This window comes from Coralloluteibacterium stylophorae, assembly GCF_018122625.2.
Lineage (GTDB): Bacteria > Pseudomonadota > Gammaproteobacteria > Xanthomonadales > Xanthomonadaceae > Coralloluteibacterium > Coralloluteibacterium stylophorae.
The window spans coordinates 1-14,584 of the sequence record NZ_JAGQFT020000014.1; the positions used below are offsets into that span (position 1 = coordinate 1).

A 14,584-nucleotide genomic window follows, 5' to 3' on the forward strand; every position below is an offset into this window, starting at 1 on the left:
CCTCCCGCCCGCCCCGACCGGCGCCGCTTCCTGGCCGGCGCGGTGGGCGCCGCGCTCGCCACCGCGCTGCCCGCCTGCGCGACGCGCGGGCCCCAGCCTCAGCATGACGGCCGCCTGCCGCGCCTGCGCCTGGCGCGGCCCGACATCGACGCGGCGCGGGTGATCCGCCAGGTCGCCGGCCTGCGCCCGCATCGCGCGGCCGGGTTCCGGGTCGAGGCCGAACGCATCGGCGACACGCTGGTGATCCACGACTACGGCCACGGCGGCTGCGGGGTCACCCTGTCCTGGGGCACCGCGCGGCTGGCCCTCGCACACGCGCTGGCGCAGCCCGAGCGGACCGCGGCGGTGATCGGCTGCGGCGCCGTCGGCCTCGCCACCGCGCGCCTGCTGCAGGACCACGGCTTCGCCGTCACCATCTACGCGCGCGAGCTGCCGCCGTACACGACCTCCAACATCGCCGGCGCGCAGTGGGGCGCGTCCGACCTGGTCGACCCGGAATACCGCACGCCGGCCTTCGCCGCCGAACTCGCCCGCGCCGCGCGGATGGCGCACCTGGATTTCCAGCTCCTGCCCGGCGCCAGCTACGGGGTGAGCTGGAAGCCGCTGTACATGTTCTCCCGCGGGAGCGAGTTCGACCTCGGCTGGGACTGGGCGACGACGCCGGAGCTGTTCATGGCGCGGCGCCACGCCCCCGGCGAGCACCCGTTCGGCGACCGCACCTGCTTCGAGCTGCAGACCATGCTGATCGAGCCCAACGTCTACCTGGCGGCGATGATCGACGCCTTCCGCGGCGCCGGCGGCCGCATCGAGCGGCGCGAGTTCCGCGACCTCGCACAGCTGCAGGCCCTGCCCGAGCGCCTGGCGATGAACTGCACCGGGCTCGGCGCGCGGGCGCTGTTCGGCGACACCACGATGCAGCCGGTCAAGGGCCAGCTCGTGGTGCTGGCGCCGCAGCCGGAGATCGACTACTGCGAGATCGGCATGGGCGGCTACATGTTCCCGCGCAGCGACGGGATCCTGCTGGGCGGCAGCCACGAACGCGGCAACTGGGACGTGACCCCGGATCCCGCGGTCTCCGCGCGCATCCTCGCCGCGCACCGGCGCATCTTCGCCGACCGCCCGGGCTGGCTCGCCTGAGCCCAGCTGGGACCGGCAATGTCTGCACCCTGCAGGAGCGGCTTCAGCCGCGATCCGCCTCCCGACTCGCCCCGGCTGTGCATGCGCCGGAGCTGAAGCCCCTCCCACAAGATCCTGCTGAGCGCACGCACCGGTCGCGGCCGAAGCTCCCCCACTCATCCGGAGCGTCGGAGCGCGGCACCGCGCACGGCCTCAGCTGCCGAAGCCGTCGATCTCCAGCAGCAGGTCGCTGCGGCAGATGTCGGCCGCGAACAGCAGCAGGGGGGCGTCGGGCAGGCGCTCGCGCAGCAGGGCCTCGATCGCGGCGGCCTGCGCCGGCTCGCGGACGTAGACCTTGAGGATGGCGCGCGCCTGCAGGCGCTCGGCGCGCGCGGCGTCGGCGGTGCGGCCCGCGTCCACCAGGCTCTGCAGGTTGACCAGGGTCTCGCGCGTCTGCGCCAGCACGTCGCCGACGTGCGCGGTGGCGTGCCCGACCACGCTCGCGGTGCCGGAGAACATCAGCGGCACGCCGGGCGCCAGCATGGCGCGGGCGAAGCTCGGCGGCTGCGGCCCGTACTGCCGCGGATAGCGGTAGGCGCTGACCTGGCGCGGGTTCTCCAGGGCCAGGCCCGGCTCGCGCGCGGCGAGGACGTAGACCTGCAGCACGCTGTCGGCGGTCGCCGCGCGCTGCCGGCCGATGGCGGTGGCCGCCGCGAACTGTCCCGGTACCTCGCCCAGGCCGCGCGCGCGGCCGACGCAGAACTGCCGGTAGCGTTCGGCGTCGCCCTCGCCCTCGGTGATCGCATCGAGGTAGTTCCAGATCCGCAGCGGATGCGCGAAGCCGCTCGTGCCGAGGAAGGCCATCAGCCGCGCATAGGCGGCTTCGGACGCCGCCTCGATGCCGCCTGCCGCGCCCTCGACCACCTCGATGGCGGCGAAGGCATGGCGCCCGTCGTGCGCGAAGCGCAACCCGGCCGCCGTCTCGACCCGCACCCGGCCGCTACTGCGCCAGACCTCGCACGGCGCCGGCCCGCCGATCGCGGGCAGCGCGACATGCAGCCAGCGTGGATCCGCCGGCGCCGCGGCCGGTGTCGCGCCGAACCCGAACACCGCCAGCACGTCCGCCTGCGCCAGGAGCGCCTCGGGCGCGGCAGCGACGTAGTCGATGCGCAGCGCGGGCGCTGCGTGCAGGGGCGCGGCGTTCATCCTGCGTCCCGCTGCAGCGTCTCGTCGCCGAAGCCGGCGCGCGCCTGCCGCCTGCGCGCGCGCCACGCTGCCAGCGCCTCGCGCGTCTGGCCGAGCGCGGTCAGGCGGTAGATCATCCGGAACACGCGCAGCCGCCGGGTCACCGCGGGACTGTCGAATACGTCCCCGGCCAGCATCGAGATCACCGCCTGCTCGACCTGCCAGACGTTGCGCGGGCTGCGGAACAGCTGGCGCATGGTCGGCGAGGTGAAGCGGGTGATGAACCAGGAGAACTCGCGCAGCCCGCGCCGGTAGTCGCGCTCGAAGCGGCGGCGCAGGCGCGGCGCGCTGCGCGGCGCACGCAGCGCGGCCTCGACCACCGCGACCGCACGCTCGGCGCTGTGCATCGCCAGGAACACGCCGGAGGAGAAGATCGGATCGAGGAAGGCGAAGGCATCGCCGACCAGCGTCCAGTCGCGACCGGTCATGCGCGTGCAGGCATAGGAGTAGTTGCCGGTGGCGTGCACCGGCGCCACGCGCTCGGCGCCCTGCATGCGCGCGGCCACCGCCGGCACCGCGGCGAGCGTCGCCTCGAGGAAGCCGGCCAGGTCGCCGCGGCGCGTCTTCAGCCATTCGGGGCCGCACACCGCGCCGATGCTCATGACGTCGTCCGGCAGCGGGATCAGCCACATCCAGCCGTGCTCGAAGCGCTGCACGGTGATGTTGCCGGCGTCCTCGCCCGGCCGCCGCGCGACGCCGCGGAAGTGGCTGAACACCGCCGCCGACTGGTGCCGCGGATCCTTGCGCCTGAGCCCGAAGCGGCCGCCGAGGAAGGCATCGCGGCCGCTGGCGTCGACCAGGTGCGCGGGTGCGAAGCGCAGGCTGCGGCCGGCATCGTCGACGGCCTCCACGACGAGGCCGGCGGAGGCCTCCTCCACCTGCACCACGCGCACGCCCTCGCGGGCGTCGACGCCGGCGCGGCGGGCGCTGTCGAACAGCACGCGGTCGAACTCGGCGCGCGGCACCTGGAACGCGTAATCGGCCTTGGGGCCGAGCGCGCGCTCGAAGCGGAAGGTGTTGTAGCGCGTGTCGTCGACGGGGAAGTCGGCCCCGCGCTTGTGCGTGGCGATCGCCCGCACCTCGTCGAGCACGCCGAGGCGCTCGAGGATCGGCACGTTCATCGGCAGCAGCGACTCGCCGATGTGGAAACGCGGATGGCGCGCCTTCTCCAGCAGCGTCACCGCATGCCCGCGCCGCGCCAGCAGGGTGGCGACGGTCGAGCCCGCGGGGCCGCCACCGATCACCAGGACATCGGGTGTCGCCGGCGCCGTGGCCGTGGGCGGGACGGCGTGCGCTGCGGCGGGGGCCTCGGGCGCAAGGTCGCGCAGGGCGTCGAACGACGCGGATTCGGCTGGCATGAGGCGTGGTAAGGGCGTTGCGCCGCGGCTTCGTATCGACCCTTGATGATACACTCCGCGGCTTTCCGGCCGCTGCCCCAGGCGCCGCCGTCGTCACCGAGCCGACTGCCCATGAGCACGCAAACCCCTGCCGAATCCGAACTCGCGACCGTCCTGGTCGAGGCCCTCAACCTCGAGGACGTGGCGCCCGCCGAGATCGACCCCGAGGCGCCGCTGTTCGGCGAGGGGCTGGGGCTGGACTCCATCGACGCGCTCGAACTGGCGCTCGCGATCTCCAAGCGCTACGGCTTCCAGCTGCGTTCCGACAGCGACGAGAACCGGCGCATCTTCGCCAGCCTGCGCACGCTCTCGGCGCACGTCGAAGCCAACCGCACCACCTGACGCCGACGGGCTCCCGCCCCGCCCGCGACCTGCCGCAGACGTGGACCACCCCGCTCCCGTGCCGTTCCGGATCGCCGCGGATCATGCGGCGCTGCCGGGGCATTTCCCCGGCCGCCCGGTGGTGCCGGGCGTGCTCGTCCTCGAGCGCGTGATCGAGGCCGCCGAAGCGCATGCGGGACTCCTGCCGGGCGCGTTGCGCCTGCCGCAGGTGAAGTTCCTCGCACCGCTGCTGCCGGACGAGGCGGCGACGATCTGCCTCGAGCCGCGCGCGGCCGGCCGCCTCCGCTTCCGCGTGCTGCGCGGGGCGACGCCGATCGCGCAGGGCGAGCTCGCCTGGGAGGCGGGAGCGTGAGCGCGCACTGGAGCCAGCGCCCGGAAGGCGGCGGCCGCTTCGCGCTGTGGCTGATCCGCGGCATCGGCCTCCACGGCGGGCGCCGGATCGCGCGCCTGCTGCTGCGCCCGATCACCCTGTACTTCCTGCTCGTGCGCGGTCCCGAGCGCCGCGCCTCGCGCGCCTACCTGACGCGGGTGCTCGGACGCCCGGCGTCGCTGTGGCACGTCGCCCGCCACATCCATACCTTCGCCGCCACCATCCTCGATCGCGTGTTCCTGCTCAGCGGCCGCGACGAGGCGCTCGACATCCGCGTGCACGGCCTCGACGCCCTGCACGCGTGCATGGACCGCGGCCGCGGCGTGCTGCTGTTCGGTTCGCACCACGGCAGCTTCGAGGCGCTGCGCGCGCTGTCGCAGTCGCGGCCGGACGTGCGCGTGCGGGTGGTGCTCGACCGCGGCCAGAGCCCGGCGCTGACCTGCCTGCTGGACAGCCTCAACCCCGGCATCGCCCGCACCGTCATCGACGCCGGCCAGCCCGGCACCGCGATCGTGCTGGCGATCGGCGAGGCCGCCGCCGAGGGCGCGCTGATCGGTCTGCTCGCCGACCGCGCACGGCCGGGCGAAAAGGCGCTGCAGGTGCCCTTCCTCGGCACGCCCGCGCCGTTCCCGGTGGCGCCGGCGCTGATCGCGGCGACGCTGGGGATCCCGGTGGTGCTGTGCTTCGGCCTGTTCCGTGGCGGCAACCGCTACGACCTGCACTTCGAGCACTTCGCCGACGCGCTGACGATCCCGCGCCGCGAGCGCGCCGCCACGCTCGAGGCGGTGCTCGCGCGCTACGCCGCGCGGCTCGAGCACTACGTGCGCCTGGCGCCGTACAACTGGTTCAACTTCTACGACTTCTGGCGAACCGATGATGACCCTGCGCCCGCGCATGCTGATCGCGATCCTGCTGTCGATGCCGGCGCTGCTGACGCCGCCGCGCTCGGCGCACGCCGCGCCTGAGGCCGGCGCCCGGGTCGACGCCCTGCTCGCGCAGCTGGCGCGGCCGGCGCCGAGCCGCCTGGACTTCGTCGAGATCCGCGCCTCGGCGCTGCTCGACACGCCGGTGCGCGCGACCGGCACGCTCGAACACCCCGACGCGGACACCCTCGTACGCGCGGTGCGGACGCCGTCGCCGGAGCGCACCACGATCCGCGGCGAACGGGTGGAGATCGAGCGCGAGGGTCGCGGCACGCGCCGCTTCGCGCTCGACCGCGCGCCGCAGCTGGCCGGGCTGCTCGCCAGCTTCCGCGCCATCGTCGGCGGCGACGGCAGCCTGCTCGAGCGCTACTACGACGCCCGCGTCGACGGCCGCCTCGAGGGCCGCTGGCTGCTGACCCTGACCCCGCGCGAGCCGGCGCTGGCCGAGCACGTGGCCTGGGTCGCGCTGCACGGCGAAGGCGATGCGCCGCTGTGCCTGGAGCTCGAGCAGCGCGGCGAGGGCGGCAGCATGATGCTGCTCGGCGCGGCCGCCGCCGCGGCCGCCGGTGTCGACGACGGCGAGGCGCTGACGCGGCTGTGCCGCGGCGCGCCGTGAGCGCCGCCCGCCGCCTCGCGCTGGCGGCCGCCTGGCTGGTCCTGCTGGCCGTGCTCGGCATGCTCGTCGGCACGCGGCTGGAGGTCAGCGGCGACCTGCGCCTGTTCATGCCGACGCCGGTCACCGGCGAGCAGCGCCTGCTGATCGACGAACTCGGCGACGGCCCCGGTGCGCGCCTGCTGCTGGTGGCGCTGGCGGACGCCGAGCCCGCCGCGCTCGCGCGGATCTCGCACGCCATGCGCGCGGCGCTGCAGGAGTCCGACGCATTCGAGGCGGTCGCCAACGGCGAGTTCGACCAGGAGGCGATCCCGCCGCGCCTGCTGCCCTACCGCTACCTGCTGACCTCCTCGTTCGACGCGACGCCGCTGGATGCCGCGGTGCTGCGCGCGGCGCTGGGCGAACGGCTGGAGGACCTCGCCTCCCCCGCGGGCGGGATGGTCGAGGACCTCATCGCGCGCGATCCGACGCTGGAGACGCTGGCGCTGGCCGAGGCCTGGCAGCCCTCGCAGCAGCCGCAGCGGATCGACGGCGTGTGGTTCGACGCCGCCGGGCGCCAGGCCCTGCTCCTGGCGCAGACGCGCGCGGCGGGCTTCGACCCGGACGCGCAGCAGGCGACGCTCGACGCCCTGCGGCGCGCCTTCGACGACGCCCGCGGCGACGGCGACGCACGCATGACGGTGAGCGGGCCGGGCGCGTTCTCGGTGCTGATGCGCGGGCGCACCGCCGGCGAGGCGGGCACCCTGGGCGGCGTCGCCACGCTCGGCATGATCGTCCTGCTGCTGGTGGCCTACCGCGCGTGGCGGATCCCGCTGCTCGGCGCGCTGCCGCTGGCGAGCGCGGCGCTGGTGGGGCTGGCCGCGGTGAGCCTGGTGTTCGGCGGCATCCACGGCATCACCCTCGCCTTCGGCTTCACCCTGATCGGCGTGGCCCAGGACTATCCGGTCCACCTGTTCAGCCACCGCCGCCCCGGCGTCTCCGCCCGCCAGGACGTGCGCCGGCTGTGGCCGACGCTGCTGACCGGCGTGGTCTCGACCTGCCTGGCCTATCTCGCCTTCTTCGTCTCCGGCGTCGACGGGCTCAGGCAGCTCGGCCTGTTCACCATCGCGGGCCTGCTCACCGCCGCGCTGTGCACGCGCTACCTGCTGCCGCCGCTGCTGGGCGAAGCGCGGCGCGACGTCGGCGATTCGGCGCTGCTGGGGCGGGCGTGGGACCGGCTCGCCGCGCTGCCGCGGCCGCGCTGGCTCGCACCTGCCCTCGGGCTGGCGGCGCTGGGCGTGATCCTGCTGTCGCCGCGGCCGTGGTGGGAGAACAACCTGGCCGCGCTGACCCCGGTGCCGGCCGACCTGCTCGCCCGCGATGCGGCGCTGCGCGGCGAGCTCGGCGCGCCGGACGTGCGCTGGATGCTGGTGGTCGCGGGCGCCGACGCCGAGGCCGTGCTGGTCCGCGAGGAAGCGCTGCGCGCGGAGCTCGATGCGCTGGCCGCCACCGGCGCCGTCGACGCCTACGACCTCGCCGCCGACTACCTGCCCAGCACCGCGACCCAGCGCGCGCGCCGGGCGCGGCTGCCGGATCGCGACGCGCTCGAGACCGCGCTCGCCGAGGCGGGCGCGGGCCTGCCGTTCCGCGCCGACGCGTTCGCGGGCTTCGTCGACGACGTGCAGGCCGCGCGGCAGGCGCCGCCGCTGACCCCGGCCACGGTCGAGGACACGCCGCTGGCGGTGACGGTCGAGAACCTGCTGCTGCGCCACGACGGCGCCTCCGTCGGCCTGGTCACGCTCAGCGGCGTACGCGACGCGGACGCGCTCGCCGCCTTCGCCGCGGCTGCCGGCGACGACGTGCGGCTGCTGGACCTGAAGTCGGCGTCGGAGTCGCTGGTCGTGGCCTACCGCGAGCGCGTACTGGCCGCGCTGGGCGTCTCGATCCTGCTGCTGGTGGCGACGGTGGCCATCGCCCTGCGCCGCCCGCGACGCATGCTGCGCGTGCTTGCGCCGGTGCTGCTGTCGATGCTGGCGGTGGTCGCCCTGCTGCACGCGGCCGGCGTGGCCTTCAACCTGTTCCACATCGTGGCGCTGATCCTCGGCGCCGGCCTCGGCCTCGACTACGCGCTGTTCTTCGAGCACGCCGGCGGCGACCGCGGCGACCAGGTGCGCACCTTCCACGCGATCCTGGTCTGCAGCCTGTCGACCCTGCTCGTGTTCGCCCTGCTCGGGCTGTCCGGCATCCCGGTGCTGCGCGCGATCGGCACCACCGTCGGCCTGGCGGTGGTCTTCAACTTCGCGCTCGCCCTGCTGCTGGCGCGCGCGCCCGCCCCCCGCGAGGCGGCCCCGCGATGATCGAACGCGAGACCCTGCTCGGCCTCGTCCCGCACCAGGGCGCGATGTGCCTGCTCGACCGCGTGGCGCACTGGGATGCGCAGCGGATCCGCTGCACCAGCCGTGCGCCGGCGCGCGACGACGACCCGCTGCGCGCGGCCGACAGCCGCCTGCGCGCGGTGCACCTGTGCGAGTACGGCGCCCAGGCCACCGCCGTGCACGGCGGACTGCTTGCGCACGAGGGCGGCGGGCCGCCACGGCCGGGCATGCTGGTCGCGCTGCGCGGGGTCGAGCTCCATGTCGGCTGGGTCGATCCCGCCGCCGGCGAGCTCGTGGTGGACGCCGAGCGCCTGGTCGCCGGCGACGGCGGCTGGCAGTACGCATTCGAGGTGCGGCAGGGCCACGACCTGCTGGCGAGCGGCCGGGTCGCGGTGATGCTCGCCGCCGGGCACGACGACGGAGGAGATCGATGAAGGCAGACGGAGCGGCGCCGCGGCGCGCCCTGGTGACCGGCGGCAGCGGCGACCTCGGCGCGGCGATCTGCCGCGCGCTGGCCGCCGCGGGCCATCCCGTGGTCGTGCACGCCAACCGCAATCCGGCGCAGGCCGAGGCCCTGGCCGCGGAGCTGCGCGGGACCGGCGCCGATGCGCGCGCGGTGGGCTTCGACGTCACCGACGGCGAGGCCTGTACCGCAGCGCTCGAAGCCCTGCTCGCGGAGGCGCCGCTGCCGATCGTGGTCAACAACGCCGGCATCCACGACGATGCGCCGATGGCCGGCATGAGCGCCGCGCAGTGGAACCGGGTCATCGACGTCTCCCTCAACGGCTTCTTCAACGTGACCCAGCCGCTGCTGCTGCCGATGGCGCGCGCGCGCTTCGGGCGGATCGTGAGCGTCTCCTCGGTCGCGGCGGTGCTCGGCAACCGCGGCCAGACCAACTACGCCGCGGCCAAGGCCGGCCTGCACGGCGCCTCGCGCTCGCTGGCGCGGGAGATGGCCAGCCGCGGCATCACCGTCAACGTGGTCGCGCCCGGCGTCATCGCCGGACGCATGACCGCCGAGGGCTTCCCGCCCGAGCAGGTCAGGGCGCTGGTCCCGGCCGGACGCATGGGCCGGCCGGAGGAGGTCGCGGCCGTGGTGCGTTTCCTGTGCTCGGACGAGGCCGGCTACGTCACCGGCCAGGTCATCGGCGTCAACGGCGGCATGGGGTGAACCCGCCACGCGCCGTGCCGCCCGACGCCTCACCCGGCTCCCACGCCGCGCGTGCCTACCATCGCCCATCCCCGCATCCGGAGACGGCCATGACCCGCCTTCGCCTTCTCGCCGCCGCCGCGCTCGTCGCCCTGCTCGCGGCCTGCTCCACCTCCCACACCCTGGTCGGCCAGCCGCGCGCGCCGATCGACCCGGGCCAGGTCCGCGTCTACTTCCAGGCTCCCAGCGAGTACGAGGAGATCGCCCTGCTGGAGACCAGCAGCAGCGCCTTCACCGCGCAGGGCCGCAACGACGCGGTGATCGACAAACTGCGCCGTGAGGCCGCCTCGCTCGGCGCCAACGGCGTGCTGTTCCAGGGCAGCGGCAGCGAATCCGGCGGCAGCCGCGTCGGCGTGAGCGGCTTCAGCTTCGGCGGCCACGGCGGCATCGGCCTGGGCATCGGCGGCAGCCCGTCCAAGCGCTACGGCTACGGCGTGGCGGTGTGGGTGCCTCCGGGCGCCGCGGCGGCGGCCGACCAGAGCCCGCCGCCGATGCCGCCGCTGGACTGACGCAGCGGCGAGGCGCGGCCGTGCTCAGGCCGCGGCGGTCGCGCTCCCGCGGCCGTACCAGGCCGGCGGCAGCAGCGCCGGCGCGCCGGCCCGCGGCGCCGGCCCGAGTCCGGCTTCGGCCCTGATCTCGTCCGCCAGCCGTTCCAGCGTGGCGAGGTTCTGGTCGATCCGCGCAACGAAGGTGGCCGCGTCGACCGCCTCGGCCATGCGCCGGTTGAGCGCCACGAACCAGTCCAGACGCGCCTGGTTGAGCATGATCGGCGCGCCGTCCCCGGCGCCCGCGGTGTCGCTCTCGTGCCAGGCGCGCAGGGTCGCCTGCATCGCCGCGTTGAGCTCCCGCGCCCGGGCCAGCACCGGACGCAGCCGCGAGAGCGTGGACAGTTCGGTCAGGCGTCCGCCCAGCACCAGCGGGCAGAGCACGCCCCAGTAGTAGGTGTAGTCCCAGATCACCTTCGCCGGCATCACCCGCGGGTTGCCGAACAGCGGGTACTGGTCCTGGTAGAGCGCGAGCATGCTCTCGTAGAACGAGAAGTACATCTGCTGCCAGAGCGCGGCCCAGGGCGCGATGTCCTCGCCCTCGCGATCGCGGGCGACGAGGTCGCAGATGTAGGTGTTGGCGATCGCGATGAAATCGGTCCCGGGCGAATAGAACGGGTCCAGGAACAGGCCGGCCTCGCCGGTGAGGGCCCAGCGCGCGCCGGAGAAGACCTGGCTGCAGCCGTAGGAGTAGTCGCGCAGGAACAGGAAATCCCGTACCCGTCCGCGCACCGGCTCCAGCGCGCGGGCGATGCGCGGCTGGTGCACGCCGAGCCAGTCCAGCGCCTTGTCCAGGCTGTTCATCGACTCCAGCGGATGCATCCCGGCATCGGCGACGATGCCGATGGAGTGCGCGCCCGAACTCAGCGGGATCATCCACACCCAGTAGCCGGGGCCGACCAGGTGGTTGGTGGACCGCCAGCGGTGCGCCTGGCTGCAGCGTCCGCGCCAGTCGCCGTCGGCGCACCACTCGTCCACGCCGATCCAGCCGTCGACGCGGAACCAGGCCGCATTGGCCCGATGCGCGTTCGGCACGTCCAGCCCACGCTGGCGGCGCACCAGCCCGGCGCGACCGCTGGCGTCGACCAGCCAGCGTGCGTGCAGCGCCTGGTCGGTGCCCTCGCGCCGCCACGCGATGCGGTGCGGCGCGTCCGTCTCCGAGAGCTCGAAGCCGCGTACGCTCGCCCCGTCCTCGAACGCCACGCCGAGGGCGCGCGCGTGCTCGCCGAGGAAGTTCTCCAGACGGCCGCGATCGATCTGCCAGGACGGCATCGCGAGATAGTCGTCGACGCCCAGCTCGGTGCAGGCGTCCAGCACCTCGCAGCGGTCGGAGAAGAAGAAGCGGAAGCCGAACTTGCGCAGGTGCTCGGCATCGAGATGGGCGCGCAGGCCGAGCGTCTCGGCGAGGTAGTGGGCGCCGATCTCCACCGTCGACTCGCCGACCTTGAACGCGGCCTCGGCGACCGGGTGGCGGCGCCGCTCGACGACGCGCACGTCGATGGCCTCGAAGCGCCGCTTCAGCTGGATCGCGAGGGTCAGCCCGGCGAGGCCGCCACCGAGGATCGCGACATCGCACTCGTCCGCATCGCGCATGCAGGCACTCCGACAGGAAGATCGGCTGCGCGATCGCTGCCGCGCCGGGGGGAGCACGGTTATGCCCGGGCGGGCGCGCCGGGGTCAAGCCGCGACCGGTCCTCGGGCACCTCGACCAGCAGCGCCGGCTCGCGCCGGGAGCGGCGGAAGTTCGACCACAGGAAGCCGGCGCGGACGATCTTGGCGATCACGTGGCCGGCGATGCGCAGGAAGTCCGGCAGCGAGCGGAAATGGCTCTTGCGGAAGTCGCCCTGGTAGCGCGACTCGATCGGCACCGCGGCCACGCGCACGCCGGCACGCCAGCTCGCCTCGATGAGGATGTCGCTTTCGAACACGAAACCTTCGCTCGGCAGGTCGGCGAGCTCCAGCACCGCGCGCGGGTAGTAGCGCTGGCCGCTCTGGGTGTCGAGCAGGCGCTGGCCGCAGGCCCAGCCGATGCCCCAGTCGGCGAAGTCGTTGGCGGCGCGCCGGTAGCCGGGCTGGCGGTGGCGGTTGACCAGGCGCGCGCCGAGCACGATGTGGTGCGGGTGCGCGGCCGCCGCGGCGAGCAGGCGCGGCACGTCGGAAGCGACGTGCTGGCCGTCGCCGTCCATCGTCACCACGCCGTCGAAGCCCTGCGCCAGCGCCTCGCGGAAACCGTCGCGCAGCGCCTCGCCCTTGCCCTGGCGGCTGGCGTGGCGGATCAGGGTTACGGGCCGCTCGGCCACGATCCGCGGGGTGCGGTCGTCGGAGCCGTCGTCGACCACGATCACCGGCAGCCCCAGCGCGAGCACGCTGTCGAGCACCGCTGCGATGGCGAGCTCCTCGTTGAGCGCGGGGATCAGCACCGCCACCCGCGGCGTCGTTGCGTTCATGCGCGCCAGCCTCCGGTTTCGATGTCCAGGCCCTGCACCGGGCCGCTCGCGAGCACCACGCGTCCGCCACCGGCCAGCGCCTCGAGCAGGGGCAGCATCGGCGCCATCGCGTTGTGCGCGTAGCGCGCGGCGAGCGCGCCGCCGGGCGTGGGCGCCGCGCCGTTGGCGAGCACGAGGTCGATCACGGCGTGCGCCGCCGCCGGCCGCTCCGGCGCCAATACCAGGGCCGCGCCGAGCAGGCCGGTGCTGCGCGTCATCTGCAGCAGCGGCCCGCTGCCGGGCGCGTCGTAGGCCACCAGCAGCACCGGCGCCCCGCCGGAACGTGCCTGGCCCGCCGCTTCCAGCAGCGCCTGGGCGAAAGTCGCCGCGTGCGCCGACAGGGCGGTCGTCGGCGCGGTGCAGCCGGCGCCGATGGTCCAATAGCCGGCGGCGGCGTTGTGCACCGAATTGTGGAAGCGGATCGGCGACACGCCGAGCGGATCCGAGGCCAGCGCGGCGCACAGGTGATCGGTGATCGCCACCTCGCCATGGGTGCTGGCGAACACGCTCGCCAGCGTCGCCGGATCGCGCCCGGCCATGGCGCAGGCGGCCTGCGCCACGTGCAGGGCGACGGCGACGGTGTCCGGCGCACGCCGGCGTTCGTTGGGCGCGAGCATGGCCGGTGCCGGGCGCCGCGGCGCGTCGGCCACCGTGCCGCCATGGTCGAGGAAGGCGCGCGCGGCGTCCCAGCCCGGCAGCCCGTCGCCCCAGAAACCGATCCCTTCGACGTACAGCCTGACCCTGCTCATGCGCGACCGAACACCAGGGCGCAGTTGTTGCCGCCGAACCCGAACGAGGTGCTCATCGCATGACGCACCGGGCGCGCGGCCGGCTCGCGCCGGATCTGCGGCCCGCACACCGGATCCGGCGTCTCCAGCCCGAGCGTTCCCGGCAGCTCGCCGTGTTCGATCGCGCCGAGCGCGACCACCGCCTCGAGGATGCCGGCGGCGCCGAGGGTGTGCCCGGTCCAGCCCTTGGTCGAACTGGCGTGCAGCGTGTCCGGGAACAGCGCGGCCACCACCGCGGCCTCGACCCGGTCGTTGGCCGGGGTCGCGGTCCCGTGCAGGTTGAGGTAGTCGATGTCGCCCGCGGCGAGGCCGGCGCGGTCGAGGGCCGCCTGCATCGCCAGGCGCGCACCGAGGCCGTCCGGATGCGGCGCCGACATGTGGTGGGCGTCGCTGGATTCGCCGTAGCCCAGCAGCCGCGGCGCGTCGGGCGCCACGTCGCCGCGCACCAGCAGGGCGAAGCCGGCGGCCTCGCCCAGCGACAGGCCGCGGCGTGCGGCGTCGAACGGCCGGCAGGGTTCGGCCGCCACCAGTTCCAGCGCATTGAAGCCGTACAGCACGCTGCCGCAGAGGGTGTCGACGCCGCCGACCACGGCCGCGTCGGCGAATCCCGCATCGAGCAGGCGCGCTGCCTGGGCGAAGACCTTGGCGCTGGACGAGCAGGCGGTGGCGACCGTCACCGCCGGTCCCTCGAGCGCCAGCGCCCGCTGCACGAAATCGCCCAGCGAATGCGGCGTGTGCACGATCGGGCGCGCCAGCTCGTCGGGGAAGCGGGCCTCGGCGTCGAGCCGCCGGTAGGCCTCTTCGGTGGCGCCGATGCTCGAGGTCGAGGTGCCCACCACCGTCGCCACCCGCGCCGCGCCCAGGCGCGCCCGTGCCGCCGCGACCGCGTCGAGGAAGCCGTCCTGCTGCAGGCCGAGCCAGGCCAGGCGATTGTTGCGGCAGTCCCATCCGGCCAGCGGCGCGGGCAGGGCCACGTCCTCGACGCCGTCGACGCGGCCGATCCAGGTCGCCAGGGCGGTATGCGGGAAGTCGTTGCGGCGCAGGCCGCTGCGCCCGTCGCGCAGCGCCGCGCGCAGGGCGGCGCGGCCGCTGCCGGTGGCGCAGGTGGCGGTGTGGGCGGCGATGGCGAAAGGCGTCGTGGCGGACACGTCGGCCTCGGCTTGAGCACGGCCGCGCAGTATAGGGACGCGCGTTG

At 74.9% G+C, this 14,584-nt stretch carries 15 protein-coding genes; 9 read left to right on the forward strand and 6 right to left on the reverse strand.

From position 1 onward, the window contains the following. Window positions 1-1,137: FAD-dependent oxidoreductase (locus tag KB893_RS16505; RefSeq protein WP_213173902.1), on the forward strand; the 1,137-nt coding region annotated here is incomplete at its 5' end. Between the two features lie 192 nt (window positions 1,138-1,329). On the opposite strand, the gene KB893_RS16510 is transcribed toward KB893_RS16505, so the two are convergent. Beyond that, window positions 1,330-2,322 (reverse strand): chorismate transformation FkbO/Hyg5 family protein, encoded by a 993-nt coding sequence (locus tag KB893_RS16510; protein ID WP_213173903.1) that lies wholly within the window; start codon window positions 2,320-2,322, stop codon window positions 1,330-1,332. Beyond that, window positions 2,319-3,719, reverse strand: a complete 1,401-nt coding sequence (locus KB893_RS16515; protein ID WP_211926457.1) for an NAD(P)/FAD-dependent oxidoreductase — start codon at window positions 3,717-3,719, stop codon at window positions 2,319-2,321. The genes KB893_RS16510 and KB893_RS16515 overlap by 4 nt, the downstream gene beginning before the upstream one ends. Before the next feature lie 111 nt (window positions 3,720-3,830). On the opposite strand from KB893_RS16515, the gene KB893_RS16520 reads away from it, so the two are divergent. The 8 genes from KB893_RS16520 (at window position 3,831) to KB893_RS16555 (ending at window position 10,079) form a co-directional block, all read left to right on the forward strand. Continuing rightward, entirely contained in the window at window positions 3,831-4,100 is a 270-nt protein-coding gene (locus tag KB893_RS16520; protein WP_211926456.1) for a phosphopantetheine-binding protein, read from the forward strand. Between the two features lie 58 nt (window positions 4,101-4,158). Next, a complete protein-coding gene (locus KB893_RS16525) occupies window positions 4,159-4,452 on the forward strand; it encodes an ApeI family dehydratase (protein ID WP_211926455.1) in 294 nt (97 codons plus the stop codon). Then, window positions 4,449-5,435 carry a lysophospholipid acyltransferase family protein gene (locus tag KB893_RS16530; protein WP_211926454.1) on the forward strand — a complete coding sequence of 329 codons (987 nt, stop codon included), beginning with the start codon at window positions 4,449-4,451 and terminating at the stop codon, window positions 5,433-5,435. Before KB893_RS16525 ends, KB893_RS16530 begins: the two co-directional genes overlap by 4 nt. Further along, window positions 5,365-6,009, forward strand: coding sequence for a LolA-related protein (locus KB893_RS16535; RefSeq protein ID WP_211926453.1), 645 nt, complete (start codon window positions 5,365-5,367; stop codon window positions 6,007-6,009). The genes KB893_RS16530 and KB893_RS16535 overlap by 71 nt, the downstream gene beginning before the upstream one ends. After that, window positions 6,006-8,342 carry an MMPL family transporter gene (locus tag KB893_RS16540; RefSeq protein WP_338026994.1) on the forward strand — a complete coding sequence of 779 codons (2,337 nt, stop codon included), beginning with the start codon at window positions 6,006-6,008 and terminating at the stop codon, window positions 8,340-8,342. The genes KB893_RS16535 and KB893_RS16540 overlap by 4 nt, the downstream gene beginning before the upstream one ends. Further along, window positions 8,339-8,794, forward strand: coding sequence for a hotdog family protein (locus KB893_RS16545; protein ID WP_211926452.1), 456 nt, complete (start codon window positions 8,339-8,341; stop codon window positions 8,792-8,794). The genes KB893_RS16540 and KB893_RS16545 overlap by 4 nt, the downstream gene beginning before the upstream one ends. Next, window positions 8,791-9,531, forward strand: coding sequence for a 3-oxoacyl-ACP reductase FabG (gene fabG, locus KB893_RS16550; RefSeq protein ID WP_211926451.1), 741 nt, complete (start codon window positions 8,791-8,793; stop codon window positions 9,529-9,531). The genes KB893_RS16545 and fabG overlap by 4 nt, the downstream gene beginning before the upstream one ends. 89 nt (window positions 9,532-9,620) lie before the next feature. Beyond that, window positions 9,621-10,079, forward strand: a complete 459-nt coding sequence (locus KB893_RS16555) for a hypothetical protein (RefSeq protein WP_211926450.1) — start codon at window positions 9,621-9,623, stop codon at window positions 10,077-10,079. 24 nt (window positions 10,080-10,103) lie between these two features. On the opposite strand, the gene KB893_RS16560 is transcribed toward KB893_RS16555, so the two are convergent. Genes KB893_RS16560 through KB893_RS16575 form a run of 4 tightly spaced genes read right to left on the reverse strand, consistent with a single transcriptional unit; the run spans window position 10,104 to window position 14,537 of the window. Then, window positions 10,104-11,708, reverse strand: a complete 1,605-nt coding sequence (locus KB893_RS16560; RefSeq protein ID WP_211926449.1) for an NAD(P)/FAD-dependent oxidoreductase — start codon at window positions 11,706-11,708, stop codon at window positions 10,104-10,106. A gap of 59 nt (window positions 11,709-11,767) precedes the next feature. Next, window positions 11,768-12,562 (reverse strand): glycosyltransferase family 2 protein, encoded by a 795-nt coding sequence (locus tag KB893_RS16565; RefSeq protein WP_211926448.1) that lies wholly within the window; start codon window positions 12,560-12,562, stop codon window positions 11,768-11,770. Beyond that, window positions 12,559-13,350 (reverse strand): beta-ketoacyl synthase chain length factor, encoded by a 792-nt coding sequence (locus KB893_RS16570; RefSeq protein WP_211926447.1) that lies wholly within the window; start codon window positions 13,348-13,350, stop codon window positions 12,559-12,561. The genes KB893_RS16565 and KB893_RS16570 overlap by 4 nt, the downstream gene beginning before the upstream one ends. Beyond that, window positions 13,347-14,537 carry a beta-ketoacyl-[acyl-carrier-protein] synthase family protein gene (locus KB893_RS16575; RefSeq protein ID WP_211926446.1) on the reverse strand — a complete coding sequence of 397 codons (1,191 nt, stop codon included), beginning with the start codon at window positions 14,535-14,537 and terminating at the stop codon, window positions 13,347-13,349. Before KB893_RS16575 ends, KB893_RS16570 begins: the two co-directional genes overlap by 4 nt. Window positions 14,538-14,584: the final 47 nt, after the last annotated feature.

Excerpts from the sequence above, each read along its gene's own strand:
- KB893_RS16510 (WP_213173903.1), bottom strand. The coding sequence starts at position 2,322 with ATGAACGCCGCGCCCCTGCACGCAGCGCCCGCGCTGCGCATCGACTAC.
- KB893_RS16515 (WP_211926457.1), bottom strand. The coding sequence starts at position 3,719 with ATGCCAGCCGAATCCGCGTCGTTCGACGCCCTGCGCGACCTTGCGCCC.
- KB893_RS16520 (WP_211926456.1), top strand. The coding sequence starts at position 3,831 with ATGAGCACGCAAACCCCTGCCGAATCCGAACTCGCGACCGTCCTGGTC.
- KB893_RS16535 (WP_211926453.1), top strand. The coding sequence starts at position 5,365 with ATGCTGATCGCGATCCTGCTGTCGATGCCGGCGCTGCTGACGCCGCCG.
- KB893_RS16545 (WP_211926452.1), top strand. The coding sequence starts at position 8,339 with ATGATCGAACGCGAGACCCTGCTCGGCCTCGTCCCGCACCAGGGCGCG.
- fabG (WP_211926451.1), top strand. The coding sequence starts at position 8,791 with ATGAAGGCAGACGGAGCGGCGCCGCGGCGCGCCCTGGTGACCGGCGGC.
- KB893_RS16555 (WP_211926450.1), top strand. The coding sequence starts at position 9,621 with ATGACCCGCCTTCGCCTTCTCGCCGCCGCCGCGCTCGTCGCCCTGCTC.
- KB893_RS16560 (WP_211926449.1), bottom strand. The coding sequence starts at position 11,708 with ATGCGCGATGCGGACGAGTGCGATGTCGCGATCCTCGGTGGCGGCCTC.
- KB893_RS16565 (WP_211926448.1), bottom strand. The coding sequence starts at position 12,562 with ATGAACGCAACGACGCCGCGGGTGGCGGTGCTGATCCCCGCGCTCAAC.
- KB893_RS16570 (WP_211926447.1), bottom strand. The coding sequence starts at position 13,350 with ATGAGCAGGGTCAGGCTGTACGTCGAAGGGATCGGTTTCTGGGGCGAC.